This is a genomic window from Paracoccus halophilus (assembly GCF_000763905.1).
Classification (GTDB): domain Bacteria; phylum Pseudomonadota; class Alphaproteobacteria; order Rhodobacterales; family Rhodobacteraceae; genus Paracoccus; species Paracoccus halophilus.
Genome location: NZ_JRKN01000005.1, coordinates 104,957 through 131,139, shown reverse-complemented (window position 1 = coordinate 131,139; position 26,183 = coordinate 104,957). Strand labels below are relative to the sequence as shown.

The 26,183-nt window shown below is 66.4% G+C and carries 26 protein-coding genes and 3 pseudogenes; 12 read left to right on the top strand and 17 right to left on the bottom strand.

The genetic code is table 11. From position 1 onward, the window contains the following. Positions 1-29: 29 nt before the first annotated feature. A complete protein-coding gene (locus IT41_RS21850) occupies positions 30-164 on the top strand; it encodes a hypothetical protein (RefSeq protein WP_269429292.1) in 135 nt (44 codons plus the stop codon). 265 nt (positions 165-429) lie between these two features. Here IT41_RS21850 and IT41_RS05350 read toward each other — a convergent pair whose 3' ends face one another. The 4 genes from IT41_RS05350 to IT41_RS05335 form a co-directional block, all read right to left on the bottom strand. Further along, complete coding sequence (locus tag IT41_RS05350; RefSeq protein ID WP_036739237.1) at positions 430-1,206, bottom strand: SDR family oxidoreductase; 777 nt, start codon at positions 1,204-1,206, stop codon at positions 430-432. Positions 1,207-1,469: 263 nt separating this feature from the next. After that, positions 1,470-3,488 carry a putative 2-aminoethylphosphonate ABC transporter permease subunit gene (locus tag IT41_RS05345; protein WP_052081286.1) on the bottom strand — a complete coding sequence of 673 codons (2,019 nt, stop codon included), beginning with the start codon at positions 3,486-3,488 and terminating at the stop codon, positions 1,470-1,472. 11 nt (positions 3,489-3,499) lie between these two features. Continuing rightward, a complete protein-coding gene (locus tag IT41_RS05340) occupies positions 3,500-4,573 on the bottom strand; it encodes a putative 2-aminoethylphosphonate ABC transporter ATP-binding protein (protein ID WP_036739236.1) in 1,074 nt (357 codons plus the stop codon). A gap of 63 nt (positions 4,574-4,636) precedes the next feature. Beyond that, positions 4,637-5,656, bottom strand: coding sequence for a putative 2-aminoethylphosphonate ABC transporter substrate-binding protein (locus tag IT41_RS05335; RefSeq protein WP_036739235.1), 1,020 nt, complete (start codon positions 5,654-5,656; stop codon positions 4,637-4,639). Positions 5,657-5,830: 174 nt separating this feature from the next. Here IT41_RS05335 and IT41_RS05330 point away from each other — a divergent pair, with 174 nt between their 5' ends. From IT41_RS05330 to phnX, 3 genes are read left to right on the top strand one after another with little or no spacing between them, the layout of a single operon-like run. Beyond that, positions 5,831-6,748, top strand: a complete 918-nt coding sequence (locus tag IT41_RS05330) for a LysR family transcriptional regulator (RefSeq protein ID WP_074948048.1) — start codon at positions 5,831-5,833, stop codon at positions 6,746-6,748. Next, positions 6,745-7,860 (top strand): TIGR03364 family FAD-dependent oxidoreductase, encoded by a 1,116-nt coding sequence (locus IT41_RS05325; RefSeq protein WP_036739234.1) that lies wholly within the window; start codon positions 6,745-6,747, stop codon positions 7,858-7,860. Before IT41_RS05330 ends, IT41_RS05325 begins: the two co-directional genes overlap by 4 nt. A gap of 12 nt (positions 7,861-7,872) precedes the next feature. Further along, positions 7,873-8,649 (top strand): phosphonoacetaldehyde hydrolase, encoded by a 777-nt coding sequence (phnX, locus tag IT41_RS05320; protein WP_036739232.1) that lies wholly within the window; start codon positions 7,873-7,875, stop codon positions 8,647-8,649. A gap of 44 nt (positions 8,650-8,693) precedes the next feature. On the opposite strand, the gene IT41_RS05315 is transcribed toward phnX, so the two are convergent. Beyond that, a complete protein-coding gene (locus IT41_RS05315) occupies positions 8,694-9,068 on the bottom strand; it encodes an ABC transporter permease subunit (protein ID WP_036739231.1) in 375 nt (124 codons plus the stop codon). Between IT41_RS05315 and IT41_RS22020 the strand changes: the two are divergent. Continuing rightward, positions 9,067-9,327, top strand: a pseudogene (locus IT41_RS22020) (IS5/IS1182 family transposase); the annotation flags it as partial. The gene IT41_RS05315 and the pseudogene IT41_RS22020 sit on opposite strands and share 2 nt — an antisense overlap. A gap of 352 nt (positions 9,328-9,679) precedes the next feature. Here IT41_RS22020 and IT41_RS05305 read toward each other — a convergent pair. The 5 genes and pseudogenes from IT41_RS05305 to IT41_RS20590 all read right to left on the bottom strand — a co-directional run bounded on the left by IT41_RS05305 (position 9,680) and on the right by IT41_RS20590 (position 12,801). Then, a complete protein-coding gene (locus IT41_RS05305) occupies positions 9,680-10,693 on the bottom strand; it encodes an AMP-binding protein (protein ID WP_052081283.1) in 1,014 nt (337 codons plus the stop codon). Continuing rightward, entirely contained in the window at positions 10,690-11,334 is a 645-nt protein-coding gene (locus IT41_RS21845) for an SDR family NAD(P)-dependent oxidoreductase (protein ID WP_081967464.1), read from the bottom strand. Before IT41_RS21845 ends, IT41_RS05305 begins: the two co-directional genes overlap by 4 nt. A gap of 9 nt (positions 11,335-11,343) precedes the next feature. Continuing rightward, complete coding sequence (locus tag IT41_RS21950; RefSeq protein ID WP_331435240.1) at positions 11,344-12,018, bottom strand: acyl-CoA dehydrogenase family protein; 675 nt, start codon at positions 12,016-12,018, stop codon at positions 11,344-11,346. A 40-nt stretch (positions 12,019-12,058) separates the two neighbouring features. Next, a pseudogene (locus tag IT41_RS21945) lies at positions 12,059-12,382 on the bottom strand (acyl-CoA dehydrogenase family protein); the annotation flags it as partial. Positions 12,383-12,648: 266 nt separating this feature from the next. Next, on the bottom strand, positions 12,649-12,801 hold the full coding sequence (locus tag IT41_RS20590) for a hypothetical protein (RefSeq protein WP_156116952.1): 153 nt from the start codon (positions 12,799-12,801) through the stop codon (positions 12,649-12,651). A 98-nt stretch (positions 12,802-12,899) separates the two neighbouring features. On the opposite strand from IT41_RS20590, the gene IT41_RS21840 reads away from it, so the two are divergent. Continuing rightward, complete coding sequence (locus IT41_RS21840; protein ID WP_269429291.1) at positions 12,900-13,031, top strand: hypothetical protein; 132 nt, start codon at positions 12,900-12,902, stop codon at positions 13,029-13,031. A gap of 167 nt (positions 13,032-13,198) precedes the next feature. On the opposite strand, the pseudogene IT41_RS19760 reads toward IT41_RS21840, so the two are convergent. The 4 genes and pseudogenes from IT41_RS19760 to IT41_RS05275 form a co-directional block, all read right to left on the bottom strand. Further along, positions 13,199-13,871, bottom strand: a pseudogene (locus IT41_RS19760) (IS3 family transposase). 221 nt (positions 13,872-14,092) lie between these two features. Continuing rightward, positions 14,093-14,677, bottom strand: a complete 585-nt coding sequence (plsY, locus tag IT41_RS05285) for a glycerol-3-phosphate 1-O-acyltransferase PlsY (protein ID WP_036739230.1) — start codon at positions 14,675-14,677, stop codon at positions 14,093-14,095. Next, positions 14,674-15,945: a dihydroorotase gene (pyrC, locus tag IT41_RS05280; protein WP_036739229.1), complete on the bottom strand. Its 1,272-nt coding sequence runs from the start codon at positions 15,943-15,945 to the stop codon at positions 14,674-14,676. Before pyrC ends, plsY begins: the two co-directional genes overlap by 4 nt. Then, positions 15,942-16,901, bottom strand: coding sequence for an aspartate carbamoyltransferase catalytic subunit (locus IT41_RS05275; protein WP_036739228.1), 960 nt, complete (start codon positions 16,899-16,901; stop codon positions 15,942-15,944). Before IT41_RS05275 ends, pyrC begins: the two co-directional genes overlap by 4 nt. Before the next feature lie 128 nt (positions 16,902-17,029). Between IT41_RS05275 and cobA the strand changes: the two genes are divergently transcribed. From cobA to IT41_RS05250, 5 genes are all read left to right on the top strand, one after another. After that, positions 17,030-17,755, top strand: coding sequence for a uroporphyrinogen-III C-methyltransferase (gene cobA, locus IT41_RS05270; protein ID WP_036739360.1), 726 nt, complete (start codon positions 17,030-17,032; stop codon positions 17,753-17,755). A 70-nt stretch (positions 17,756-17,825) separates the two neighbouring features. Next, complete coding sequence (locus IT41_RS05265; protein WP_036739227.1) at positions 17,826-18,335, top strand: DUF2478 domain-containing protein; 510 nt, start codon at positions 17,826-17,828, stop codon at positions 18,333-18,335. Next, on the top strand, positions 18,332-18,565 hold the full coding sequence (locus tag IT41_RS05260) for a sulfurtransferase TusA family protein (protein ID WP_036739226.1): 234 nt from the start codon (positions 18,332-18,334) through the stop codon (positions 18,563-18,565). Before IT41_RS05265 ends, IT41_RS05260 begins: the two co-directional genes overlap by 4 nt. After that, positions 18,558-19,487, top strand: a complete 930-nt coding sequence (locus IT41_RS05255) for an AEC family transporter (protein WP_036739225.1) — start codon at positions 18,558-18,560, stop codon at positions 19,485-19,487. Before IT41_RS05260 ends, IT41_RS05255 begins: the two co-directional genes overlap by 8 nt. 3 nt (positions 19,488-19,490) lie before the next feature. Continuing rightward, complete coding sequence (locus IT41_RS05250) at positions 19,491-20,288, top strand: crotonase/enoyl-CoA hydratase family protein (protein WP_052081282.1); 798 nt, start codon at positions 19,491-19,493, stop codon at positions 20,286-20,288. Here the strand turns inward: IT41_RS05250 and IT41_RS05245 are convergent. Beyond that, a complete protein-coding gene (locus tag IT41_RS05245) occupies positions 20,285-20,620 on the bottom strand; it encodes a DUF2794 domain-containing protein (RefSeq protein ID WP_414811546.1) in 336 nt (111 codons plus the stop codon). The genes IT41_RS05250 and IT41_RS05245 overlap by 4 nt on opposite strands. Positions 20,621-20,672: 52 nt before the next feature. Then, positions 20,673-21,254: a cytochrome b gene (locus IT41_RS05240; RefSeq protein WP_036739223.1), complete on the bottom strand. Its 582-nt coding sequence runs from the start codon at positions 21,252-21,254 to the stop codon at positions 20,673-20,675. A 185-nt stretch (positions 21,255-21,439) separates the two neighbouring features. Here IT41_RS05240 and IT41_RS05235 point away from each other — a divergent pair, with 185 nt between their 5' ends. Next, on the top strand, positions 21,440-25,285 hold the full coding sequence (locus IT41_RS05235; RefSeq protein WP_036739221.1) for a non-ribosomal peptide synthetase: 3,846 nt from the start codon (positions 21,440-21,442) through the stop codon (positions 25,283-25,285). On the opposite strand, the gene IT41_RS05230 is transcribed toward IT41_RS05235, so the two are convergent. After that, complete coding sequence (locus IT41_RS05230) at positions 25,282-26,112, bottom strand: alpha/beta hydrolase (protein WP_036739220.1); 831 nt, start codon at positions 26,110-26,112, stop codon at positions 25,282-25,284. The genes IT41_RS05235 and IT41_RS05230 overlap by 4 nt on opposite strands. Positions 26,113-26,183: the final 71 nt, after the last annotated feature.

Below are 26,183 nucleotides of genomic sequence, written 5' to 3'. Positions count from 1 at the left end.
TGGGGTGCCATGATCTGGATGGCTCACGGATGTCGGCCCTGGCCGAGCCGGGCAAGCGAATGGGGGTGATCATTCGCCCGGCGAACGGCTTTCTGAAGCAGAAACGCCACCGGTTCGTGATAATCTGCAAGGATATTCCTGCCTCGATCCGGCTTTGGACATGATCGCATGACCATGGCCCGCAGGTGGCGCGACCGACCAAGCACGGCATGATGGGAACCACACGCTCATACTGCACCCCCGTACTGACGGTGAAAGCGGAGGGCGTCAAAACAGGGCGCTACCCGCTCTGGAACGCCAGATTCCTCCATATCGGGAAACCGACAGCGGGTAAATCAGGATGCCCGGGCGTTTGCGGAGCCGGTGGCATATGTCTCGAAATCAGCCGTTATCAATCGACAGAGAAGCTTGCCACGCAACCACCGGCGCCTATTGGGCGGTGTAGCCACCGTCGATGACCAGTTCGGTGCCGGTCACGAACTTCGATTCGTCCGAGGCAAGATAGAGCACGCCATAGGCGATGTCGTCCGGTTCGCCGACATGGCCGATCGGGTGCAGGGCGTTCAGGGCCTGGCGGCCTTCCTCGACGTCGCCCTGCTGCGCCAGGTGGTTCTCAACCATCGGCGTCCAGATATAGCCGGGATGAACCGAGTTCACACGGATGTTCAGGCCCGCCTTGGCGCAATAGAGCGCGGTCGACTTGGTGTAGAGCCGCACGCCGCCCTTCGACGCGTTATAAGCACCGAGATTGGGATCGCCGACCAGCCCTTCGATTGAGGAGAGGTTGATGATCGAGCCGCCCGGCGGGTCGTTCCGCTTCATCGCCAGGATCGCGTGTTTGGTGCCGAGGAACACACCGTCGAGATTGACGCTCATCAGCTGGCGCCAGCGTTCCAGCGTCTCCTCTTCGGGCGGCCCGCCCCAGCCGACGCCGGCATTGTTGGCCAGCACGTCGAGCCGGCCGAAGCGGTCAAGGGTGGCCTGCATCACCTGCTCCCAATCCCTCTCGACGGTGACGTCGTGATGGAGATAGATCGCTGTGCCGCCGGCGTCGGCGATGGCCTTCGCCACCCGCTCGCCTTCCTCGTCCTTGATGTCGGTGAGGACCACTTTCGCGCCCTCCCGCGCCAGCATCCTCGCCATGGATTCGCCCAGCCCCAGCGAAGCGCCCGTCACGATCGCTACCTTGTCTTGTACTCTGCCCATTCTGAAACTCCCTCTCGCCATTCTGATCAGCCTAACTTGAGTGGTCCATGCTGATTGTTAGTGCATGGCCGGGCTTTGGTCTATCGGATGATGGTTTCCGGGGCCGGCGGCAGGTAGCCCAGAGCACTAAGCGGATGTTTGATACGCAATATTCCCCCCATTTTTCGTGATTCTTCGCCGCTAGGGTCAGGACTCGTTCTTGTTTCATAGCCAGAACATGACGGTTGCGGCCAACGCAAGGGCTGAACAACCAGAAGCTGCGCCTATCGATGGCGCCACGCCTGCAGCCGTCCCATCAACCGCCCGGTCGCAAGCGAATACAGGATGCGGACCAGCGCATTGGTATAGAAGATCATCATGCCCATCGCCGCGGCCGGCGCGATATCGCCCGCATCGTCCATGTTAAGCACCGCGATCGAGGCAAGCTGCGTCTGCGGACTGTAAAGGAACACCACGGCCGAGACCGTCGTCATCGCATTGACGAAGTAATACAGCCAGATTTCGCTGATCGCCGGCAGGCAGACCGGCGCGCTGACCCGGCTGAGCATGCGCCAGAAGGGCTGTTTCAGCGACATGGCCACCGCCTCGAATTCCTTGTCCATCTGCTTGAGCGCCGTGCTGGCCGTCAGATGCGACACGGTCCACAGGTGGATCGAGGTGTTGATGACCAGGATCGCCATGGTTCCATAGAGGAAATGCAGCGGATTGGCCGGATCGTTGAAGAAGAAGATATAGGCCAGACCCAGGACCATCCCCGGAATCGCCATCGGCATCATCGACAGGAATTGCAGGATGGTCCGGCCGATCTGAAAGCCGCGGGCCTTCTCGACCATGTTGGCGCCCAGAAAGACGATGGCGGCACCGATGGTCGAGACCAGAACGGCCAGCTTCAGCGAATTGAAATAGGCGCCCCAACCGCCGCCATCGACCTTGCTGAAATCGTAATGCGACAGGCCCGGCGTCAGGTTATAGGGCCAGAACCGCGCCAGCGCGGCGAACTGGCACATGGCGAGAATGCCGAGGATGAACACCGCCACGACCGAGCACAGGATCAGCATGGCGCTGTCCAGCCGCGGATTATGCTCGGGCTGGAAGGGCACGGCCTTGGCCGACATGATCGCCACCTGCCGGCGCGAGACGATGCGATCGACCGCAAAGGCGACGACGGCGGGCACCAGAAGCACCATCGAGACGACCGCCCCCACCTGGAAATTCTGCTGCCCGATCACCTGCTTGTAGATATCCAGCGCCAGCATGTTGAAATCGCCGCCGACCACCTTCGGCACGCCGAAATCGGTCAGCACCAGCGTGAAGACCACGAAAGCCGCAGAGATCAGCCCGTAGCGGGCGCCCGGGATCGTCACCACCCAGAAGGTCCGCCATTTCGAGGCGCCCAGAACCTCGGATGCCTCGTAAAGGCGCTGGTCAGAGGTGCTCAGCGCCACGATCATGATGATCATCGCATGGGGAAAGGTGAAAAAGACGCTGGCCATCACGATGCCGATGGGGCCATAGATCGACTGGCCCATCAGCAGGGGCGTCAGGATGCCCTGATTGCCGAACAGATAGATCAGCCCGATGGCCGGCAAGAGGGAGGGCACCAGCACCGGCACCGTCGCCGCGAGGCGAAAGAATGCCTTGCCGCGCATCCTCGTGCGCATGATCCCGTAGGCATAGCCGAAGGCCAGCGGCACCACGATCACCACCACGATCATCGCGATGATGAAGGAATTCAGGATCGAATTGAACAGCGAGGGCTGCGAGAAGTAATAGCCGTAATTCCCCAGCCCATAGCTGACCTGCGGCCGCACCTGCACCTTGCCCAGCTGCGCGCGCGGCACGTCATAGCTTTGCCCGGCCTCGCTGGGCACGCCGTCGATCAGCAACTGGCCGCCATCCGCGGACAGATCCGTCACACGGAAGGATTCGACATCCGCGCGCGCGTTCTTGGGGATGATGCGCACGATCTGGATGCGGGTCCGTTCCGAGGCGCGCAGCCCGTCATTCGCCTCGGCGCCCGAATCGTCCAGCCAGTCCTGCAGCGAGCGCGGCTCGGCATGGCTGCCATCGGGCATCTGGAAGGCGATGGTGACCTGTTCGGGATAGAAGGCATAGGTCTGCAGCGATTTGGTGAAGACCATCGCCAGCGGCATGACCAGCCCGAAGAACAGATAGGCGATGATGACCACGATCAGGCCGCGCTGCCAGACCTCGTCCCTGGCGGGTTTCGGCTGGACGCGGCGGCGGGTGATCTGAAGATCGTGTTGAGCAAGGACAGCCATGTTTTACCCGATCAGTTGGCAGGATAGACGCGCAGTCTTTCGGGCGGCATGGCGATGGTCAGCCGCCCGCCCTGATGCACCTGCAGCCGACGGACCAGGTTCATCGACAGATCCGCCCGGAACGAGACATCGCCCAGGCGGCGATCCCCCAGGGTCGCGCGCAGATAGGCGCCGCAGAACTCGATATGGCGCACATCCACGTCGAAATTGTTGGGCGTGGCCTCGGCGCTTTGGACCTGCACATCCTCGGGGCGGATCGCGGCGATCACCCGGTCCGAACCGTTCAGATGCGCGGCCTCGGCGGCAAGCCTGATCTCGCCGATCGAGATGTGGCCATTGTCGATCTTGCGCGCGTCGATGAAATTCATCTCGCCGACGAAATCGGCGACAAAGGCGTTGGCGGGCTGGGCATAGATCTCGATCGGGGTGCCGACCTGTTCGATCCGGCCCTGCGACAGCACAACGATCCGATCCGCCAGGTTCAGCGCCTCTTCCTGATCGTGGGTCACCATGATCGTGGTCAGGCCCAGCGAACGCTGCAGCTCTTTCAGCTGGCCGCGCAGATGCACCCGCACCTTGGCGTCAAGCGCCGACAGCGGCTCGTCCAGCAGCAACAGGTTCGGCTCGGTCGCCAGCGCGCGGGCCAGCGCGACCCGCTGCTGCTGGCCGCCCGAAAGCTGCGAGGGGTATTTGTTGCCCTGTTCGGGCAGGCCCACCTGTTTCAGCAGCGCCTGCACCTGCGCGTTGATCTGGGCCCGCGACTTGCCCGAACCGATCAGGCCGAAGCCGACATTGTTGGCGACGGTCAGGTTGGGAAACAGGGCATAGGATTGAAAGACGATGCCGAAATCGCGTTCCGACGGCGGCAGGTCCGAAATGTCGCGGCCGTCCTGGATGATGGTGCCCATGGTCTGGATATCCAGCCCGGCAATCGCCCTGAGCAGCGTCGTCTTGCCACAGCCGGACGGCCCGAGAAAGCAAACGAATTCACCTTTTTCGACATCCAGCGACACATCGCGCAGGGCGGTGAAATCGCCGAATTCCTTGGTGACATTCTTGACCTGAAGATAACTGTCGGACGACATGTCGGACCTCGTTCATAAAATAGGGGAAGGGGCGGCGCGCGACGCACCGCCCCCTGTCCCGGGTTACTGCGCTTCGGATTTGCTGTCGTAGCGCGCCGACCATTCCTTGAGGATCTGCTCGCGATTATTGGCGGCCCATTCGAAATCGTTCTCGATCATCGCGTCCAGCGCGCCCTCGGGATAGTTCTCGACCGGCTGGGCGATTCCCGGGGTGGCGACGACGGCATAGCCGACATTGTACTGCTTCATCGCATTCTCGCTGACGGTCCAGTCCATCAGGCGCTGCGCCTCTTCGGGGAAGTCGGTGCCGGCGACGATGGCGGCGGCCTCCATGTCCCAGCCCGACCCTTCCGAGGGCATCACCACCGCAAGCGGCGCGCCCTCGCTGATCGACTTGGCGCCGCGGAAGGCGAAGGACACGCCGATCGGAACCTCGCCGCGGGCGGCATCCTTGCAGGGCTTCGAGCCCGAATGGGTGTAGAAGGCGATGTTCTTGTGCAGCCGGTCCATGTAGTCCCAGCCCTTTTCCTCGCCGAACATCTGCAGCCATGCCGAGACATCGAGAAAGCCGGTGCCGGACGAGGCCGGATTGGGCATCGCGACCATGCCTTCGTATTCGGGCCTGGTCAGGTCTTCCCAGCTCGCCGGAACCGGCGCGCCGGTCTTTTCAAGCTCGATCGTGTTCACGCAAAGCGCCGCGATCCAGGCGTCCAGCCCGATCCAGGCGGGCGGCTGCGAGGTATCGACGAAACGCGCATCCAGCGCCTCGACCCCCTTGGGGGCATAGGGCTCCAGCATGCCTTCGGACTTCATCAGCAGAAGCGAGCTGGCGGCCAGGCCCCAGATCGCATCCGCAACGGGGTTGTCCTTTTCCGCCAGCAGCTTGGCGGTGATGATGCCGGTCGAATCGCGGACCCATTCGATCGAGATATCGGGATTCTCGGCCTCGAAAGCTTCCTTGTAGCGCTGCAGGTCCTCGGCCTCGAAGGCGGTATAGACGGTCAGCGTCGTTTGCTGCGCCTGTGCCGCCGGGGCAATTCCGGCGGCGATCAGGGCGGCAAGGCATATACGCATCGGATTCATCGGTAACCTCATTGTCTTTTCCTGCAAGGGCGCCAGCAGCGATTCTGTCGCCAAATGTTCACTTGGAATCGGCTATCACGGCGATGTATATGTTTAATGACAAGGTTAGTTATTAGGTATTGTCTAATATAAGCCCTTCGTCACGAAACCGTCGCAAACCGCCCGCAGGACGCCATGGCCTATAATCCCCGACTGACCCTCAGCCAGATGCGCGCCTTCGAGGCGGTCGCCCGCACCGGCACCGTGATCGATGCCGCCCAGGATCTGCGCATGTCGCAGCCGTCGGTCTCGACCCAGGTTCGGGCGATGGAAAACCTGGCGCGGGCGCAGCTTTTCCTGCGCAAGGGCAAAAGCTTTCAGCTGACCCCGCTGGGCGCCGAGGTCTTTCAAAAGGTGCGCGCGGCCCTGGCGCTGAGCGACGATATCGAGCAGATGCTGAACGATCAGCGGATGCTGGAAAGCGGCGTTCTGCGCATCGGCTATTCCGCGCATCAGTTCGCCATGCCGCTGATCTCCGAATTCGTCCGCCGCTATCCGCGCATCCGGATCGAGGCGCGCTGCATGGCCTCGCAGGATCTGATCCGGCGGCTGGATGAAAACCTGACGGATATCGCGCTGGTCACCGCCGCCGAACCGCCGGCGGGCCATTTCAGCCGCCTGCTGCGGCAGGAGCGTGTCGTGCTGATGGTGCCGACCGATCACCCGCTGGTGGCGCAGGCGCGAACCGGCGTCGCGTGGCGGGACATCACCGATTATCCGATCGTGCGGCGCGAGGCCAGTTCGGGCACCAGGCTGATCTTCGAGAGGGCGGCGAACAGCGCCGGGGTCAGGCTGCAGACCATGGTCGAGGTCGGCTCGTGGTCCTCGATGGCCGATGCGGTCGGTGCCGGTATCGGCGTGGGCATCGCGCTGGAGGGCGAGATCGCCGGCCGCGCCGATCTGGTGATCGTGCCGCTGAACGATCCGACGCTGGCCGCCGGGCATTACGTCACCGCGCCCGAAAACATGCAGCTGGTCGCTGCGATCGAGGCCTTTTTCGAGATCGCGACCGGCACCGAAACGCATCGCGAAACGAATGGAGAAACCAAGTGAAGCAATACGATCTTGCAGTGGTCGGTGCGGGCATTCTGGGACTTGCCCATGCGCTGATCGCCCGCCGGGCGGGCAAATCCGTGGTGGTGCTGGACCGCGACAATCAGGCCAATGGCGCCTCGATCCGCAATTTCGGCTTTGTCACCGTGACCGGCCAGCAATCCGGCGCGATCTGGCGTCACGCCCGCCGCAGCCGCGATATCTGGGCCGAGGTGGCGCCTGCGGCCGGGATCGAGGCTCTGCATCAGGGCCTGGTCGTCACCGCGCAGCGCCCCGAGGCCGAGGCGGTTCTGGATGCCTTTCTGCAGACCGAGATGGGCGAAGGCTGCCGCAGGCTGACCGCGGGCGAGGCCGGCGCGATCAGCCCGGCCCTGCGCGCCGGCAATATCCGCTCGGCGCTTTATTCGCCGCATGAGATCAGGGTGGAATCGCGCAGCGCCATTCCCGCGCTGGCGGCATGGCTGCGTGCCGAAGGGGTCGATTTCCTGTGGAACACCACGGTCCAAAATGTCCAGACGCCGAAGGTCGAGACGTCATCCGGCGTGATCGAGGCAGCGAAGGTTGTGGTGTGCCCCGGCGACGATTTCACCACGCTGTTTTCCGACCGGATCGCCGCGCGTGACGTGACCCGCTGCAAGCTGCACATGCTGCGGCTGACGCCTGAAACGCCCTTGCAACTGGGCGCGGCGGTGATGTCGGATCTGTCGCTGGTGCGCTATCTGGGCTATGCCGAACTGCCCGAGGCGCAGGCCCTGAAACAGGTCATCGAGGCCGAGCAGCCCGAATACCTGTCCAATGGCGTCCATCTGATCGCCGTGCAATCGGCCGATGGCAGCCTTGTCGTGGGCGACAGCCATCACTATGCCGCAACGCCCGATCCCTTTCAGCCCGCCGCAGTCGATACACTGATCGCCGCGGAATTCGATCGCGTCATCGCGACCGGCGGCTTTTCCATCACCGACCGCTGGATCGGCACCTATGCCTCGTCCGATGCGCAGACCTATTTCGCGGATGCGCCGGATGACGATACCCGCCTGGTCATTGTCACCGCCGGTTGCGGTGCCTCGACCGCCTTTTCCATCGCCGAAGAAACCCTGGCGACACTGTTTTGAAAGGACAGTAAGATGAGCAAGTTCAAAGCCGTGGTCTTTGACTGGGCCGGCACGATGATCGATTTCGGCTCGTTCGCGCCGATGGGCGTCTTCGTCAAGGCCTTCGCGCAGTTCGATATCGAGGTGACGATCGCCGATGCCCGCAAGCCGATGGGCGCATCGAAATGGGATCACATCAATGCCATGATGAATGAGCCGCATATCGCCGCGCAATGGCGCGACAAGCACGGCGCCGCGCCTTCGTCTGCCGATGTGGACCGGGTCTATGAGGTGTTCGTTCCCATGAACGAAGAGGTGGTGACGGATTTCGCGACCCTGGTGCCCGGCGCGCTGGAGACGGTGGACTATCTGCGCGGCAAGGGCATCAGGATCGGCTCGACGACCGGCTATACCCGCTCGATCATGGAGCGCGTCCTGCCTATCGCGGCCCGGCAGGGCTATGCGCCCGACAACCTCGTCTGCGCCGATGACGTGGCCGAAGGGCGTCCGGGTCCGCTGGGCATGTACAAGTGCTTTGTCGATCTGGCCGTCTACCCGCCGCAAGCCGTGCTCAAGGTGGACGACACCGTGCCGGGCATCGGCGAAGGCGTCGCCGCCGGCTGCGTCACGGTCGGGCTCGCTCTGTCAGGAAACGAGGCGGGGATGACGCCCGAGGAACTGGCCGCTCTGGACGATGCCGCCCGCGATGAACTGCGCCAGCGCGCCACCCGCATCCTGAAGGACGCGGGCGCCGATCACGTCATCGACACGGTCGCCGATCTTCCCGCGCTGATGGAGCGGATTGGCTAGCAGGCGCGGCCCGGCTTGTCCGGGCTGGACCCCTTCAGCCGGGTTCAGCCAGACCGCCATGGCAGGGTGCCGCGGGGCAATCGTTGCCCAAGGCGATCCGTGACGACCACCAGCAGGCCGACCAGGGCCAGCGACATCACCGACAGCGCCGCGGCCCCGGTCGAATTGCCCTCGTACTGCATCGAGAATATCTGAACGCCGATGGTCTCCTGTCCCGCCGACCACAGAAGGGCCGACAAGGTCGGTTCGTTGATCGCAGTCATGAAGATCAGCATCGCGCCCGCCATCGCCGAGGGTCCCAGCGCCGGCGGCGCGACGAAGGCGATGCGCCGCAGGACACTGACCCCGACGACCCGCACCGCCTCGTCCAGCGTGGGGTCAGAGGCGGCGATGGTGGCTTCGACCGGACGCAGCGCCATGGACAGGAAGAAACGTGGTCGGCCAGAGCTTTTCATCAGCGTGTCGCCGCGGGATCTGATCCCCGATGACCATGTGCTGGTGAGGGTCGATCAGCTGCTCGATCCTGAGTGGCTTCGCGCCGGGGTGACCGATCTTTATCGTTCGAACAATGATCGCCCCGGCCTCGACCCCGAACTTGCCCTGCGTCTGATGCTGGCGGGCTTTCCGCGCGGGATCGTTCACGACCGGCGGCTGATGCGAGAAGCCCAGGTCAATCTCGCGATCCGCCGGGTCTTTGTTCGTGTCCTGCGGCAGTACCAGGTTGCCGAACTGGTTTCGACCGGGATCATCCACATCGACGCCAGCCCGATCCGCGCCGATGTCAGCATGGATGCGCTGGTCTCGCGCCATTTGGACGCCATCGAAGACACGCTCGGGGCTTCTCCCGACCGGATCACCGCGGACGCAGTGCCGAGTTGTTCGTCGGGTGCCGCCGGGTTCAGCAGATCGGCGTTGTTGCAGAGCTCGGCGCCATAGGGGATTCACCGTGCGGATCCGCCTGGTTAATAGGCTGGCATGAACAAGCCAGCCCCGCCCGCTACCGCCCGACCTCCCCGCCGGACGGCTTTTGTCAGATCTGTCCTCCTGCCTTTTCCCGGCAGGGCGCGGCGCGCCGGTTTCGTCCATGCAATCGGCGGGGGGTCAGCACGGCGACGTTGCCGACCGCCTCGGTCTGGCCGTAAAGCTGATACCAGACCGGCCCCATGACGCGCCACAGCTCCGCCACGCGGTCGGGGGCCATCGGCGCGCCGGTCGATATATAGGCCCGCAGCGACGAGAAATCGACCGAGCCGATCTCGGGCCGGGCCAGAATGGCCAGCGTGGCGGTGGGCGGCAGGAAGGTCTCGGTCACCTTGTAACGCGCGATGTCGGTCAGGAAAAGCTCCGGGTCCACCCCGTCATGCATCAGGATCGTGCCGCCCACGGTCAGCACCGGAAACGCATAGGCTCCGGCCGCATGGGTCATCGGCGCCGCCGCCAGATAGACCGAGTCGCGGCCGAAGGGCACCGTGGCCAGCATATTGGCGATAAAGCAGTCCCATGCCCGGCAGGGGATCACCACGCCCTTGGATTTTCCGGTAGTGCCGCCGATGCCGCCGATGATCTGCGTGTGCTCGTCATCGGCGGGCAGGGCGACCGGCTTGGTTCCGGCCTGCGCGATCAGGTCGGCGAGGGCGGGGCCATGCGCGTCGGGCGCGTCCAGGCAGATCAGCAGCCGCAGGCTGGGCACGGCGGCACGGATTTCGGCGATCATCGGCGCATAGGCGGCGCTGAAGAACAGCACCTCGCATGCGATCAGGCCCAGAAAGTCGCAATGCGCATGGACGGCGTTGCGGGCATTGACCGGCACCCAGATGCCGCCGGCGCGCCGGATGCCCAGCACGGCATTGAAGGCCAGCGGGCTGTTGTCGGACATGACCGCGCATTTCGTGCCCAGCCCGGCGCCATGGCTGCGCAGGACGTTGGCGATGCGCAGGTTCTGCTCGCGGGCGGCGCGATAGGTGGTCTCGGCACTGTCGAAGATGAACGCCGGGCGGTCGGGGCTGATCGCCGCGCCGCGGTCGAAATGGTCGATGAGGTTCATGGCCTGGTCTCCCGTTGCGCCAGCAGGGCGATGATTTCGGCCCGATGCTGGCGGGCTGTGGGCGGGGGCGGCGTCGAGCGCGGCGCACCGGCAAAACGGGGGGCGGGCGCGGCTTGCAGCGCGCGATGCGCCTCGACCAAGATGCCGCGCGCGTGACTCAGAGGGTGGGCGGCGGCCTCGACCGGCGACAGCACCGGCGCGACGCAGGCATCCGTGCCGGTAAACAGCGCGGCCCAGTCGTCGCGGGACCGCGCGGATATGGGCGCGGCGGCGCGCAGGATGCGGAAGGGCGCCTTGACATGGACGTCATACATGGCGTCGAACTGGTCGTCGGTCATCTTGGCCGCCATGCTGTCCCAAGTATAGCCGGCATTGTTTACGATGATGTCGATGCCGCCAAAGGCGTCCAGCCCGGCCTGAATGAAGCGCTCCGCGAAGCCCGCCTCGGTCACGCTGCCGATGACCGGGATCGATTTTCCGCCCAAGGCCGCGATGTCCGCCGCGACCTCGGCCGCCGGAGCCTCGTCCAGATCGTTCAGCACGATGGCAGCCCCCTCGGCCGCCAGTTTCAGCGCCACCGCGCGCCCGATGCCGCGCCCCGAGCCGGTCACATAGGCCGTCTTTCCCGTAAGTTTTCCCATGATATGCCCTCAGTCGATATCCAGTGATCGCGCGATCACATCCTTCATGATTTCATTGGTCCCGCCGTAGATCTTCTGCACGCGGGCGTCGGTATAGAGTTCCGAGATGAGGTATTCGCTCATATGGCCATAGCCGCCATGCAGCTGCAGGCATTCGTCGGCAATGTCGCATTGCGTCTGGCTGCCCCACCATTTCGCCATGGCGGCGCCTTCGGGGGTCAGCCGCCCGGCCTCCAGATCGGCCAGGCATCTGTCCAGAAACGCGCCCAGCAATTCGATCCGGGTTGCCGCTTCGGCCAGCTTGAAGCGGGTGTTCTGGAAATCCATCACCCGCCGGCCGAAGGCCCGCCGCTCGCGCACATATTCCAGCGTCACGCGCAGCGCACATTGCGAGGCCCCAAGCGCGATATAACCAAGGATCAGCCGCTCCCACGGGAGTTGCTTCATCAGCTGGTAAAAGCCCTGCCCCTCATCCATGCCCAGCAGCGCGGTTTGCGCCAGGCGCATATCCGCGAAGGCCAGTTCGGCGGTGTCGTTGCGCTTCATGCCGATCTTCTTCAGCCGCCGCCCGACGCTGTAGCCGGGCAGGTCGCCGGTCTCGACGATCAGCAGCGAGACGCCCTTTGATTTTGTCCCGGGATCGGCCTTGGCGACAAGGATGACGATATTCGGCGGTTGCGCCATTGGTGATGAAGGTCTTGGCGCCGTTCACCACATATTCGTTGCCCTGCCTAACCGCCGTCGTCCTGACCGCCTGCAGATCCGAGCCGGTGCCGGGTTCCGTCATGGCGATGGCCGCGACATGCGCGCCCGAGGCGAGCCTGGGCAGGTAGCGCCTCTTCTGGTCCTCGGAGCCGAAGGCGCGGATGTAATGCGTGGCAATGTTGTGGACCGAAAACCCCCAACCGCTGTCGCCGGCCCTGGCCTGTTCCAGATAGCTGACCGCATCGAAATGCCGGCTCAGCCCGAGGCCGCCATATTCCTCGGGGATCGTGGCGCCGAGGATGCCCAGATCGCCGGCCTTGCGCCAGAAATCGCGCGGGATCACCCCGGCTTCGGTCCAGGCCTCGCGGTCGGGCTGGAACTTCTCGGCAAAAAAAGCGCGCCACGGTCTCGGCAAAGGCGCGGTGGTCGTCGGTCATCCAGTCATGCGTGGTCATGGCGCGGCCTTTCCTGCGGGATCGCGCACCAGCGCCTGCCCGGTCAGCGTGACGGTGCGGCGGCCTTCAGGCCCGCTATGCGCCCTGTGACGCCCGCAAGGAACGCCTGATGCGCCTCGCCGGCGGCTGATCCGCGCGAAGACCGGGTCGCCCGTCATCCGGCCGGTCCCGCCATCCAACGGGCCAGAATCCGCGTCATCGCTCTTGACGATCGCTCCGCAAGGTCGATCACGGGTTCGATCATCGTGCTCTCCTTCATTGTCATCACCTTGAACAGCCTCAGATTGCGAAGAAGCGCGGTGGCCACCAGCCCGTCCGCGGCCTCTACACCGCTCTCAGGGGCGGTTCACGCATGGGCATGAAGGGGGCCTTGCCGAACATGCCGCTGAAACTACCCTCGGTCGCGTGGATTTCGCTGGCTGGCATCCCGACGACTTTACCCTGGATGCCGGCAGCGCATGGATCGTGGTCAAGATCAGCCACGCCAATTTCCTGACGCTGGCGAGGCCTTGCCTCGCCTATGCCGGTATCGTGTGAACCGGCATGGAAAAAGGACCCCGGTATCTGGGTGATCGGCGTCCAAACGGGCCCCCCTGATGCGGCGGCCCAACGTGCTCCCGGGAACAGTCGGGAGCCGTGTTTGGGAGGCTGGTGGAGGAAACGATCTGGACCTGTCCCGGTATTGTTCCGGTTGGTTGCTGATGTTAGGCGGCCCTCTGTTCGAAGGCCACGGGTGATTTCCAGCCCAGTGCCGAGTGTCTTCGTCGTGGGTTGTCGAAGCCGTTGATATATTCGAAGAGGGCGATTTCGACCTCGCGCCGGGTTTGCCAGTCCCGCCGCCTGACCATCTCGGTCTTCAGCGACTTGAAGAAGTTCTCGACTGCCGAATTATCATAACAATTTCCCTTGCCGCTCATTGAAACCCGAAGCCAGGCTGGTGCAGAAGCTTCTGGTAATCATGGGCGCAATATTGCGATCCGCGATCCGTATGATGGATGCATCCCGCTGGCGGTTTGCGCAGGGCGATCGTCATGTTCAGCGCCCGGATCGCCAGATCCTGCTTCATGCGATTGCTGATCGCCCAGCCCACGACCTGCCTTGAGATGGAGGAGGGTCAGAAAACAGCCCCCCGGACTGTTTTCTGATCCGGTTCAAATCCCGCAAGATGCGGTTTTCCTTCCGCGGCCGTTCATTCTCCCGCAGCAGATCGGCATCCCGCTCCGGAACCCTCACCTCATCGGAAATCGTACGGATCCATTTCCCGAGCGTCGAAAGCCCGATCCCAAGATCAGACACAACCTCTCGCCGTGTCAGGCCGCTGGTGAGCGCAAGGCGAACTGCATCAAGCTTGAACTTGTCGCTGTGTATCGCTGCGATATCCAGTCTCCTCTGAAGAGAGCATCGCTCTCAGAAGACCCGCGCAAAACCGGGACAGGTCCATGAAAACTCCGGCGATGCGGTAGACAATTCCCCCGGGCAGCCTCGGGGCTGCGCCGCTCTTGCGGGATGGGATCGCCGGATGCTGCCGCCCGGACCGGATGGGACCCGCCACGGGTGGCAAAGGCGCTCGCGCCCCGGAAATATTTCGACATTCCCGATCAGCGCTTGCCGCCGATCCTCGGCTCGGAGCCGTCGAGGATGCGGGCGATATTGGCGCGGTGGCGAAAATAGATCAGCACCGCCATGAAAGCCGTCACCGCCGCCATGGCGGACCCGTCCAGCCACAGCGCCGCAAGTGGCGCCAGCGCCGCCGCGACCAGCGCCGACAGCGACGAGATACGCCCGAGCAGCGCGGTTGCCAGCCAGAGCGCGCAGGCGATCAGCCCAAGCCGCCAGTCCAGCGCCAGCAACGTGCCGAGAAAGGTCGCGACGCCCTTGCCACCCTTGAACCGCAGCCAGACCGGGTAGAGATGGCCAAGGAATGCGGCGGCGCCCGCCAGCATCGCGGCCTCGGGGCCGGCCAGCCAGCGCGCCAGCAGCACGGCGATCGCGCCCTTGCCCGAATCCAGCAGCAGCGTCGCCAGCGCGGCGGGCTTGTTGCCGGTGCGCAGCACATTGGTCGCACCGATATTGCCCGAGCCGATCCGGCGCAGATCGCCCAGCCCCAAGGCCCGGGCGATCACCAGGCCGAAGGGGACCGACCCCAGCAGGTAGCCGATCGCGGACCACAGGATCAGGCTCATGCGCCGGCTCCGAACACGCGCAGGCCGCCGACCCAGGTGCCCAGCACCCGGCCCTGCATCCGCGCGCCATCGAACGGCGTGTTCTTGGACTTTGACAAAAGCGTGAAACGGTCCAGCACAAAGGGCGCATCCGGGTCGAACAGGACCAGATCGGCCGGCGCACCGGCCGCCATGCGCCCGCCCTCGAGCCCAAGCCGCCGCGCCGGGTTCAGCGACATGGCGCGCCAAAGCTGCGGCAGGCTGAGCCCGCCCTGATGGTAAAGCCGCATGGCCGCCGGCAGCAGCGTCTGAAGCCCGACCGCGCCCGGCGCCGCCTCGGCAAAGGGCAGACGCTTGGATTCCTCGTCCTGCGGCGTGTGAAAGCTGGCGATCACGTCGATCACCCCCTCGGCCACCGCCTGCACCATGGCCTGCCGGTCGTCCTCGGCGCGCAGCGGCGGGGTGAAGCGAAAGAAGGTCCGGTAATCGCCCAGGTCGAATTCGTTCAGCGTCAGGTGATGGATCGAGATGCCGGCGGTCACATCCAGCCCCGCCTCGCGCGCGCGGCGCAGCGCCGGCAGGCTGGCGGCGACGGTGATCTGATCGGCGTGGTAGCGCGCGCCGGTCATCGCCACCAGCGCCAGATCGCGTTCCACCCCCATCACCTCGGCCATGGGCGAGACTGCAGGCAGGCCATAGAGCGAGGCGAACTTGCCCGAGGTGGCGACCGCGTCCCGGGACAGGCCCGGCTCCTGCGGGTGGCCGACGATCAGCGCGCCGAGACCGCGCGCATAGGTCATGCAGCGCGACATCAGCCGCGTGTCCGAAACCACCCGCACGCCATCGGTAAAGGCCACCGCGCCCAGATCGGTCAGAAAGCCGATCTCGACCATTTCGCGCCCCTCGCGGCCCTTGGTCAGGGCCGCCATGTGGCGGATGTTCACGGCTGCGTCAGCGCCGCGGCGGGCGGCGAATTCCAGCGCCTCCGGCGTGTCGATGGGCGGCAGCGTGTCGGGGCGCGCGATGATCGTGGTGACGCCCCCCGCCGCCGCCGCCAGGCCGGCGCTGCGAAAGCTTTCCTTGTGGCGTTCGCCCGGCTCGCCGATCTTGACGCCCCAGTCGATCAGGCCGGGGGCCAGGTATCTGCCGCCGCAGTCGATCAACTCGGCACCCTGGGGGGCATCGCCATTCACCGCCTCGATGCGGCCGTCGCGGACGGTCACGCTGCCGGGGGCTTCGGTCTGGCCCTCGGGGTCGATCAGCCGGGCATTCTGGAAATAAAGCGTCATGCCAGCGCCTCCGACGCCCTGGAGCCACGTTCGGCGCGCAGGTTCCGCGCCAGCAGGTCCATCGCCGCCATGCGCACGGCAACGCCCATTTCCACCTGGTCCTGAATGACGGAACGGTTGATGTCGTCGGCGATGGTGCCGTCGATCTCAACCCCGCGATTCATCGGGCCGGGATGCATGACAATGGCGTCATCGGCCGCCAGCGCCAGCTTTTCCGCATCCAGCCCCCAGCGGTGATAGTATTCGCGTTCCGAGGGGATGAAGCCGCCATCCATCCGCTCGCGCTGAAGGCGCAGCATCATCACCACATCGGCGCCGCGCAGGCCTTCGCGCATGTCCTCATAGACCTCGCAGCCCCAGTCGCGCGCGCCCGCCGGCATCAGCGTGGCCGGGCCGATCAGCCGCAGCCGGCTCTCCATCTTGCCCAGCAGCAGCAGGTTCGAGCGCGCCACCCGGCTATGGGCGATATCGCCGCAGATCGCCACCGTCAGACGGTGCAGCCGGCCCTTGGCGCGGCGGATGGTCAGCGCGTCCAAAAGCGCCTGCGTCGGATGCTCGTGCCGGCCGTCGCCCGCGTTGATCACCGCGCAGTTCACCTTTTGCGCCAGCAGGTCCACCGCACCCGAGGCGGAATGCCGAACCACCAGCAGGTCGGGATGCATGGCGTTCAGCGTCAGCGCCGTGTCGATCAGGGTTTCGCCCTTTTTCACGCTGCTGGTCTGCATCGACATGTTCATCACATCCGCCCCCAGCCTCTTGCCGGCCAGTTCGAAACTGGACTGGGTGCGGGTCGAGTTCTCGAAGAACATGTTGATCTGGGTCATGCCCTCCAGCGCGTCGGAATGCTTGACGGTGCGGCGGTTCAGATCGACATAGCTTTCGGCCAGGTCAAGAAGCGTGGTGATTTCAGTCGGATGAAGCGGCTCGATCCCGAGAAGATGGCGCGCACGGAACATGAATATGGGTCCCCCGGTTCGGTTGCCCCTCTATGGCAAATGCGCGGCAGGGCGGCAAGCGGATCGGCATCGCGGGCCGGGGTCTTGCCAAGGCGCGAATTTTGCCGCATCGCGGGATGATGCAGAACTTGAAGGGCATGGTCAGTTTCGTTTCCTCGGGTCCCGGCGATCCGGAACTGCTGACCATGCGCGCGATCCGGCGGCTGCAGGCGGCCGATGTCGTGCTCTATGACGATCTGGCCTCGGGGCCGGTGCTGGAACAGGCGGGACCGCAGGCGGAATGCATCGCGGTGGGCAAGCGCGCCGGCCGCCCCTCGGCCCGGCAAGAGCATGTGAACGCGCTGCTGGTCAGCCACGCGCGGGCCGGGCGTCATGTGGTGCGGCTGAAATCGGGCGATTCCGGGCTGTTCGGCCGGCTGGAAGAGGAACTGACCGCATTGCGCGCGGCCGGAATCGCCTTCGAGATCGTGCCCGGCGTGCCCTCGGCCATGGCGGCGGCGGCGGTCGCGGGCCTGCCGCTGACCCGGCGGCTGACCGCGCGGCGGCTGCAATTCGTGACCGGGGCCGATGTGACCGGCGGGCTGCCCGCCGATCAGAACTGGGCGGCGCTGGCCGATCCGCATGCCACGACCGTCGTCTTCATGGGTCAGCGGACATTTCCCGCCATGGCGGAAAGCCTGGCTAAATACGGGCTGCCCGCCGACACCCCCGCCCTGCTGGCCGAGGCCGTGGGCCATCCGCATCAGCGCCTGATCCGCAGCACCGTGGCCGAACTGGCCGCGCAACTGGCCGCCGAGGGGCCCAGCCCGCATCCCGCGCTGATCCTTTACGGCCCGCTGGCAAGCGAGGACTGAACGCGGCGCGCCTTCCCATGTTGCGCCCGCCGCAGCCGGGGCTATTCTGGCGGCCGGATCAGGGGGAACCATGCTGGGCTTCATCACCGTCACCGATACCGTGGGCGCAGCCGACCGGCTGCTGACCGAAACCGCCGACCGGCTGGCCGCGCAGGGGCTGCGGCTGGCCGGCGCGGTGCAATGCAATCTGGATCGCGGGCCGGATCGGGATTGCGACATGGATCTGCGGATTCTGGGCGATGCCGGACCGGCGATCCGGATTTCGCAATCGCTCGGGCGCGGCGCGCAGGGCTGCCGGCTTGACAGCGGCGCGCTGCAACAGGCCGTGGCCCGCGCCGAGGCGGTGCTGCGCGGCGGCGCCGATCTGGTCATCGTGAACAAATTCGGCAAGCAGGAATGCTTTGGCCGCGGCTTTCGCGACTTCATCGCCGAGGCGCTGGCACGGGGCATCCCCGTGCTGCTGTCGGTGGCGACCGGACAACTGCCCGGGTTTCGCGCATTCGCCGGCGAGCTGGCCGAACCCGTCAGCCCGGCGACGCTTCTGGACTGGTGCCGTGCGCGGGCGGCGCGCGCCGCATGAGCACTCGGATCGACGCGCGCGGCCTGCTGTGTCCGCTGCCGGTCCTGCGGCTGCGCAAGCGCCTGTTGGCGCTGCCGCCGGGCAGCCGCGTGACGCTGATCGCCACCGACAAGGCGGCCGCGATCGACGTGCCGCATTTCTGCGCCGAGAACGGCCATAGCCTGATCCGGACCCATGAGACCGCGCCCGGCGAAACCGAATACACCATCGAGCGCGGCCGGGATGCTTGAAATTTTCCTCAAGACGCTGCCGTTCTTTCTGCTGATCGGCACCGGCTGGCTGGCCGGGATGACGCGGTTTTTCCCCGCCGAGGCGACGGCATGGCTGACGAAATTCGTGTTCTACTTTGCCCTTTCCGCGATGCTTTTCGGCTTCGCGGCCCGGCTGGATGTGCAGGAACTGTTCGATCCGGCCTTTGTGCTGGCCTATCTGACGGGCACGCTGGCCCTGTGGGTGCTGGCCTTCGGGCTGGCGAAATGGCGCCGCCTGCCGCTGGATCAGGCCGCGATGGAGGCGCATGTCGCGGTGACCGGCAATACCGGGTTTCTGGGCGTGCCGATGCTGGCCGTGCTGTTGGGCGCGCCGGCGATAGGCCCCGTGATGATGGTGCTGACCATCGATCTGGTGGTGTTCTCGGCGCTGGTGACGCTGCTGATCGCGATCGCGCGTCAGGGCCGGGTGCGGCTGGCGACGCTGATGCCGCTGGTCCGTGGCATTCTGGCCAATCCGATGATCGTCTCGATGGTGGCGGGGCTGCTCTGGGCGCGGCTGCGCCTGCCGATGCCCGCCCCGGCCGCCGAATTCCTGTCGATCCTGGGCGCCGCCGCCACGCCCGGCGCGCTGTTCGCCATCGGCGCCAGCCTGGCCGAACGCTCGGCCGAGCGGCTGGGCCCGGCGATCTGGCTCAGCGGCGCCAAGCTGATCCTGCATCCGCTGGCGCTGGCGCTGACCGCGCTGATCCTGTTCAGGGTCGAGCCCTATGCCGCGGGCGTGATGATCGCGGCGGCCAGCCTGCCGGTGGCGGGCAATGTCTATATCCTGGCGCAGCATTTCCGGGTCGGGGTGCATCGCGTCTCGGCCGCGATCCTGATCTCGACCGCGGCCAGCATCGCCACGGTTCCCGCCGTCATTCACTGGATCACGAAAGGCTAGATCATGCCCGACATCGCCGCGCTCAAGCTGCAGAACCTGATTTGCGACATCGACGGGGACGGCATCGCCACCGTCACCCTGAACCGCCCGGCGAAACGCAATGCGCTGAACGCCGCGACGATCGAGGAACTGATCGCGCTGTTTTCCGCCCTGCCCGGATCGGGCGCCCGCGCCGTGGTGCTGCGCGCCGAAGGGCCGCATTTCTGCGCCGGGCTGGATCTGGTCGAACACGGTCAGGCCGAACGCACGCCGGCCGAGTTCATGCGCCTCTGCCTGCGCTGGCACGAGGCTTTCAACAAGATCGAATATGGCGGCATTCCGGTCATCGCGGCCTTGAAGGGCGCGGTGGTCGGCGGCGGGCTTGAACTGGTCTCATCGGTGCATATCCGCGTCATGGACGAAACCACCTATTTCGGCCTGCCCGAGGGGCAGCGCGGGCTGTTCACCGGCGGCGGTGCCACGATCCGCGTGCCCGCCCTGATCGGCAAGGCGCGCATGGTCGACATGATGCTGACCGGACGGCTTTATGCCGGGGACGAGGCCGTGCAGGTCGGTCTGGCCCAGTACCGCACCGTCGACAGCGAGGCCAAGGCCCGTGAACTGGCCCGCGCCGCCGCGCAGAACACGGAACTGTCGAATTTCGCCATCTGCTCGGGCATTTCGCACATGCAGAACATGTCCGGGCTGGACGCCGCCTATGCCGAGGCCACGCTGGCCGGCATCGTCAACACGCAGGACGCGGCAAGGGGCCGACTGGATGCCTTTGCCAAGGGCACAGGCGTCAAGATCAAGCCCGCCTAACCGACCGAACGGATCAGCTTTTTCTCAAGCACGCGCAGCACGATGCGCAGATCCTGCCCGCGCTTCAGGACGCGCCCGTCCATGCCGATCACCGCATATTGCCCCTGTGCCGCGCGCAGCCTGGGGCGCTTTTCGATCCGGTAAAGCGGGTGCTCGGTGGCGCGGCGAAAGACCGAGAAGATGGCCACCTCGCGCAGGAACGACATGGCATAGTCGCGCCACTCGCCCGCCGCCACCATGCGGCCGTAAAGCGACAGGATGACGCCCAGTTCGGCCCGGTCGAAGGCCACGCGATCATGGTCAGGGGTCAGGCCAAGGGGCATGTTCATCATCCCGGAATGGTGACATCGCCCGGCGGTCGGATCAATGAAAAAGCAATGGCCGCTACAGGCGCGCGCCCTGACGGCCGGCCATGCGCGACAGCGTGCCGTCGCGCCACAGGCCTTCGTGCACAGCCACCATGGCGACATGGCCGGCGATCAGTGCCAGCAGAAGCCAGCCCCCCTCGCCATGGATCAGGTTGCCGGCCTGCACCATCCAGCCGATCGCGGGCTGCTGGGCTGCGAATATCTCGACGCCAAAGGGGGCAAAGGGCTTGTCCGAGCCATAGGCGCGCAGCAGCGCCGAGAACGGCACCAGCACCATGACGGCATAAAGCGCCAGATGCCCCAGCCGCACCGCCAGGCCCCGCAGCCCCCCGCCATGCGCCGGGCGGTTGCCGGAATTGGCCAGCGCCCAGATGACCCGCAGCACGATCAGCCCGAACAGCACGGTGCCCACCTGCTGATGCGAGCCGACGAAAAATGCCGAAACCGGCGTGCGGCCCAGCATCAGCTTCAACCCCATGCCGAGCAACTGCCACAGCAGCAATGCCGCGATGGTCCAGTGCAACAGCCTGGAAACACGGCCATATACCGCCGTCGTGTCGCGAAACGGCAATGCCTTTCCGGAACGGGTCGTCCGCATGCTGCATCCTTTGACAGGGACCGGAACGGGCCGGCAGAGGAAAAGTTGACTAAAATTGCCAACAAGATTATGGCGCGGTTCAGATCCGGACAAGGTCCACGCCTCGTCGTTTCGATAACATGACCGTCAGCGGATATGTCTAAATGGCTTGCCTTCCTGTGCCTTCCTCGGCGAATTTGGACATTATGAATGCGAATCTGCGCCACTCCACCCTGCCGACGCCATTGACCGAGGCGCAGGAAGGTCTGTGGTTCGCGCAGGCGCTGGACCCGTCGAACCCGATCCTGAATACCGGGCAATATCTGGAAATTCTCGGCCCGCTCGATCGCGACGCCCTGACGCAGGCGGTGACGCGGACCTTTGCCGAAACCCCCGCCCTGTCGCTGCGCTTTGCCGATACGGGCAGCGGCCCGCAGCAGATGCAGGGTCCGCCGCCGATGCTGGGTTTCACCGACCTCTCCGTCCAGCCCGAGGCCGAGGCGCAGGCGCTGGCGCAGATGCGCGCCGACAGCATGCGCCCGCTGGCCCTGGATCAGGAACCGGCCGCCGCCTTCACCCTGTTCGTCCTTGGACCCGAGCGGCATCTTCTTTACGAGCGCATCCACCATCTGGCCATCGACGGCTATGGCATGGTGCTGGTCACCAACCGGATCGCCGAACATTACGCGGCGCTGACCGTCAAGGCGCCGCTGCCCGAGCCCTTCGGCCCGCTCTCGCTCGCGGATGAGGAGGACGCCGCCTATCGCATCTCGCCGCGCCGGGAGACGGATCGCGACTGGTGGCATGCGGAACTGGCCGGCCTGCCCGAGGTTACCGGCCCGGCGCCGGGCCGCGCGGTCAGCGGCCATGAGTTTCTGCGCGACAGCCGCCGCATGCCGGCGGCGCTGCTGGCGCGGCTGGCCGGATATTCGGAACGGCACCGGCTGGGCTGGCCGGATGTGCTGAACGCGCTGACCGGCGCCTATCTGGCGCGCTGGACCGGGGGCGAGGCGGTGATCGGCCTGCCCTTCATGGCGCGCATGGGCCGCAAGATCGCCAACCTGCCCTGCATGGCGATGAACGTGCTGCCCCACCGCCTGCGCCCGGACGAGGACGCGCCGCTGCCTGAATGGCTGGCGGCGCAGTCGAAACGCATGGCGCAGGGCCGCCGGCGCGGCCTTTACCGCAGCGAATTGCTGCGCCGCGAACTTGGGCTGGTCGGCGGCACGCGACGGCTTTACGGCCCGATCGTGAATGTCCAGCCCTTTGACAGGCCGCCGCAATTTCCGGGGCTGGATTGCCGGCTGCATATCCTTGGCGCGGGCGCGGTGGACGATCTGACGCTGACCTTTCGCGGCGATCCCGCCGCCGGCATGATCTTCGAGGTGGACGCGAACCCCGCCCTTTACACCCAGGACGAGGCCCGCGCCCATGGCGACCGGATGCTGGCCTTCCTGACCGCCGCGCTTGACGCCGAAAGCCTGGCGCAGGTGCCGACCGCCAGCCCCGCCGAGATCGCCGAGGCCCGCGCCCGCGCCCGCGAAACCCGCCACGCGATCCCCGACACCAGCCTGACCGCGCTGATCGAGGCGCAGCTGGCTGCCACCCCGGACGCGCCGGCGCTGAGCTTCGGCGCCGAAACGCTGAGCTTCGCCGATCTCGACCGCCGCAGCGCCGCCCTTGCGGCAAGGCTGGCCGCGATGGGTGCCGGGCGCGACCGCATCGTCGCCGTGGCGCTGGAACGCTCGCTCGAGCTGCCCGTTGCGCTGCTGGCCTGCCTGCGCGCCGGCGCGGCCTATCTGCCGCTGGACCCTGAGCACCCGCCCGAACGCATCGCCCGCATCCTGTCGCAGGCCGACCCGGTGGCGGTGCTGACCACGCCCGATCTGGTCGGGCTGTTTCCGGGCGGAACCACGCTGCTGCATCCCGCCGACTGGCCGGCGCAGGGGCGCCCGGATGCGACGCCCGGCCCCGGCGATCTGGCCTATGTGATCTTTACCTCGGGCTCGACCGGCGAGCCAAAGGGCGTCGCCATCGAACACCGCGCCATCGTCAACCGGCTGCTGTGGATGCAGGCGCATTACGGCATCGATGCCAGCGACCGCATCCTGCAAAAGACGCCGGCGACCTTCGATGTCTCGGTCTGGGAATTCTTCCTGCCCATGATCGCCGGGGCGGAGCTGGTCATGGCGCCCCCCGGGGCGCATCGCGACCCGGCGCAGATCGCCCGGCTGATCCGCGAGCGCGCGATCACCACGCTGCATTTCGTGCCCTCGATGCTGTCGGCATTCCTGGCCTCGCCGGCCTCGCAGGGGCTGGGCCTGCGCCGCGTCTTCTGCTCGGGCGAGGAACTGACCGCCGATCAGCGCGACCGGTTCCACGCCCGGATCGATGCCGAATTGCACAATCTTTACGGCCCGACCGAGGCGGCGGTGGATGTCAGCTACTGGCCCGCCTCGGCCAGGGACCGATCGAACCCGATCCCGATCGGTTTCCCGGTCTGGAACACCGCGCTCGAGGTACTGGACGACCGCATGCGCCCGGTGCCGCCGGGTCTGGCGGGCAATCTGTATCTGGGCGGCGTGCAACTGGCGCGCGGCTATCTGGGCCGGCCCGACCTGACGGCGGAACGCTTTGTCGAGGGGCCTTCGGGGCGGCTCTATGCGACCGGCGATCTGGCGCGGCGGCGCGGCGACGGCGCGGTGACCTATCTGGGCCGCTCGGACCATCAGGTGAAGATCCGCGGCCTGCGGATCGAGCTGGGCGAGATCGAGGCCGCGATCATGGAGACCGGCCTCGCGCGCGAGGCCGTCGTCATCGCGCGCGAGGATCACGCCGGCGAAAAGCGGCTGGTGGCCTATCTGGTGCCCGGCGACGCATGGCGGCCGGGCCTGCTGACCGAGCGGCTGGCTGCGCGGCTGCCCGGCTATATGCTGCCCTCGGCCGAGCTGGCGCTGGCGGCGCTGCCGGTGACCTCGAACGGCAAGCTGGACCGCAAGGCGCTGCCGGCGCCGGAATTCGCGGCCGCGGGCCGCGCCGCCGATACCCCGGCCGAGCAGATGCTGGCGCGCTTTTTCGCCGAGATCCTGCACCTGCCCGCACCGGCCCCGGCCGAGGCGGATTTCTTTGCCCTTGGCGGCGATTCGCTCTCTGCCGTGCGTCTGGCGCAGGCAATCGAGGCCGAGACCGGCCGCGATCCCGGCCTGGGCACAATCTTCGAACATCCGGTTCTGACCGCTCTGGCGGCGGCAATCGACGCGCAGGCGCCGCGCGATGACGGGCTTGGCCCGCTGATCCTGCTGGCCGAGGGCGATGCCGATGCCGCGCCGCTGTTCCTGATCCATCCGGCGGGCGGGCTGTCCTGGGGCTATCGCATGCTGGCGCGCCGCATCGCGCCCTCGCGCAGGGTCTATGGGCTGCAGCATCCCGGGCTCGACCCGGATATCGCCATGCCCGGGGATCTGGGCGCGCTGGCACGGGACTATATGCGCCGGGTCGCCGATCTGGTGCCGCAGGGGCCGGTGCATCTGGCCGGCTGGTCGGTGGGCGGCATTCTGGCGCAGGAAATGGCGGTGCAACTGCGCGATGCCGGGCACGAGGTGGGTCTGGTCGCGATGCTGGACAGCTATCCCTGCGATGCCTGGCGCAATGAGCCCGAGCCCGATCCGGTCGCCGCCCTGCGCGCGCTGCTGGCCATTGCCGGCTACGACCCCGAGGCGCATCGCGATCTGGACACGCGCGAGGCGGTGATCGAATTCCTGCGTCAGGGCGACAGCGCCCTGGGCGCGCTGCCCGCGCCGGTGCTGGACGGGGTGGTGCGCACGGTGACCGGCACCAACCGGCTGATCCGGGGCCATCACCATCGCCGCTATGACGGCACGGTGACCCATTTCCGCGCCGCGCGCGACCATCGGGACAGCGGGCTGCTGCCGGCCATGTGGCAGCCCTATGCCGGCGCGCTGGAGGTGATCGACCTGCCGATGCTGCATGCCGGGATGACCTCGCCCGAGGCCTCGGCCCTGATCGCGCCGGAAATCCTGCGCCGGCTCTAGCCGGCGGCGAAGGGCAGCGCCAGCGGGAAGGACCCGGCCAGCGTCTGGATATGGATATGGCCTTGCAGCACATGGACCTGCGCCCGGTGGCCGGGATGGCTGGCCAGATCGCTGATGAACTGCATCGTCGCCGGGGCCGGGCCGTCGGGCGGCGGACCATCGCTGCCGGATCGTTTCTCGCGATCGCCCAATGCCACCAGCAGGGGCAGGCTGGCCGGCGCCGCCGCCTGCGCCACGCGGCGAATCAGATCCTCGTCCCACCAGATCGAGGGGCTGATCGCGGCATATCGCGCAAAAGCCCCCGGCCGCGCCAGCAGCGCATATAACGTGAACAGCCCGCCGAAACTGTGCCCCCAAAGCGTACGCCGGGCGGGATCGACCGGCAGCCCCTGCTCGGCCGCGTCGCGCAGCGGCCCGGTCAGGCGGTCGTGAAAGATCGCGGCACCGCCGGCCACGCGCCCCTCATGCACATGATCGGGGCGCAGACCGTCGCCCGGCCCGTCCGGCGCGGTGAAATCCCGGGTACGCAATTCGCGCGCGAACTGGCGCTCGGTATCATAGCCGATGCCGACGATCATCAGACCGGGGACCGTGGCCAGATGCCCGGGTGTCAGGAAATCAAAGGCCGCATTGCCGTCCAGCATGTAAAGGACCGGCCAGCCGGCCGCCGGCGGCCGGCCCCGGGGCGTCGCGATGAACAGCCGGTAGCCCGGCCCGACCGCCACCACCTTGCGCGACAGATCATGGCTTGGCGCGCCGGTTTCAAAGATGCGCAGTTCGGCCTGACGCCTTGCGTGATCGGGTCCCACCTTGCCCAGAGACGTCATCCTGCCCCGCTTTGCTGATCCGTCTTTCCTCATGCCCGCGCCGGTCTTAGTTGACAAGCCGTGTCGGGAAT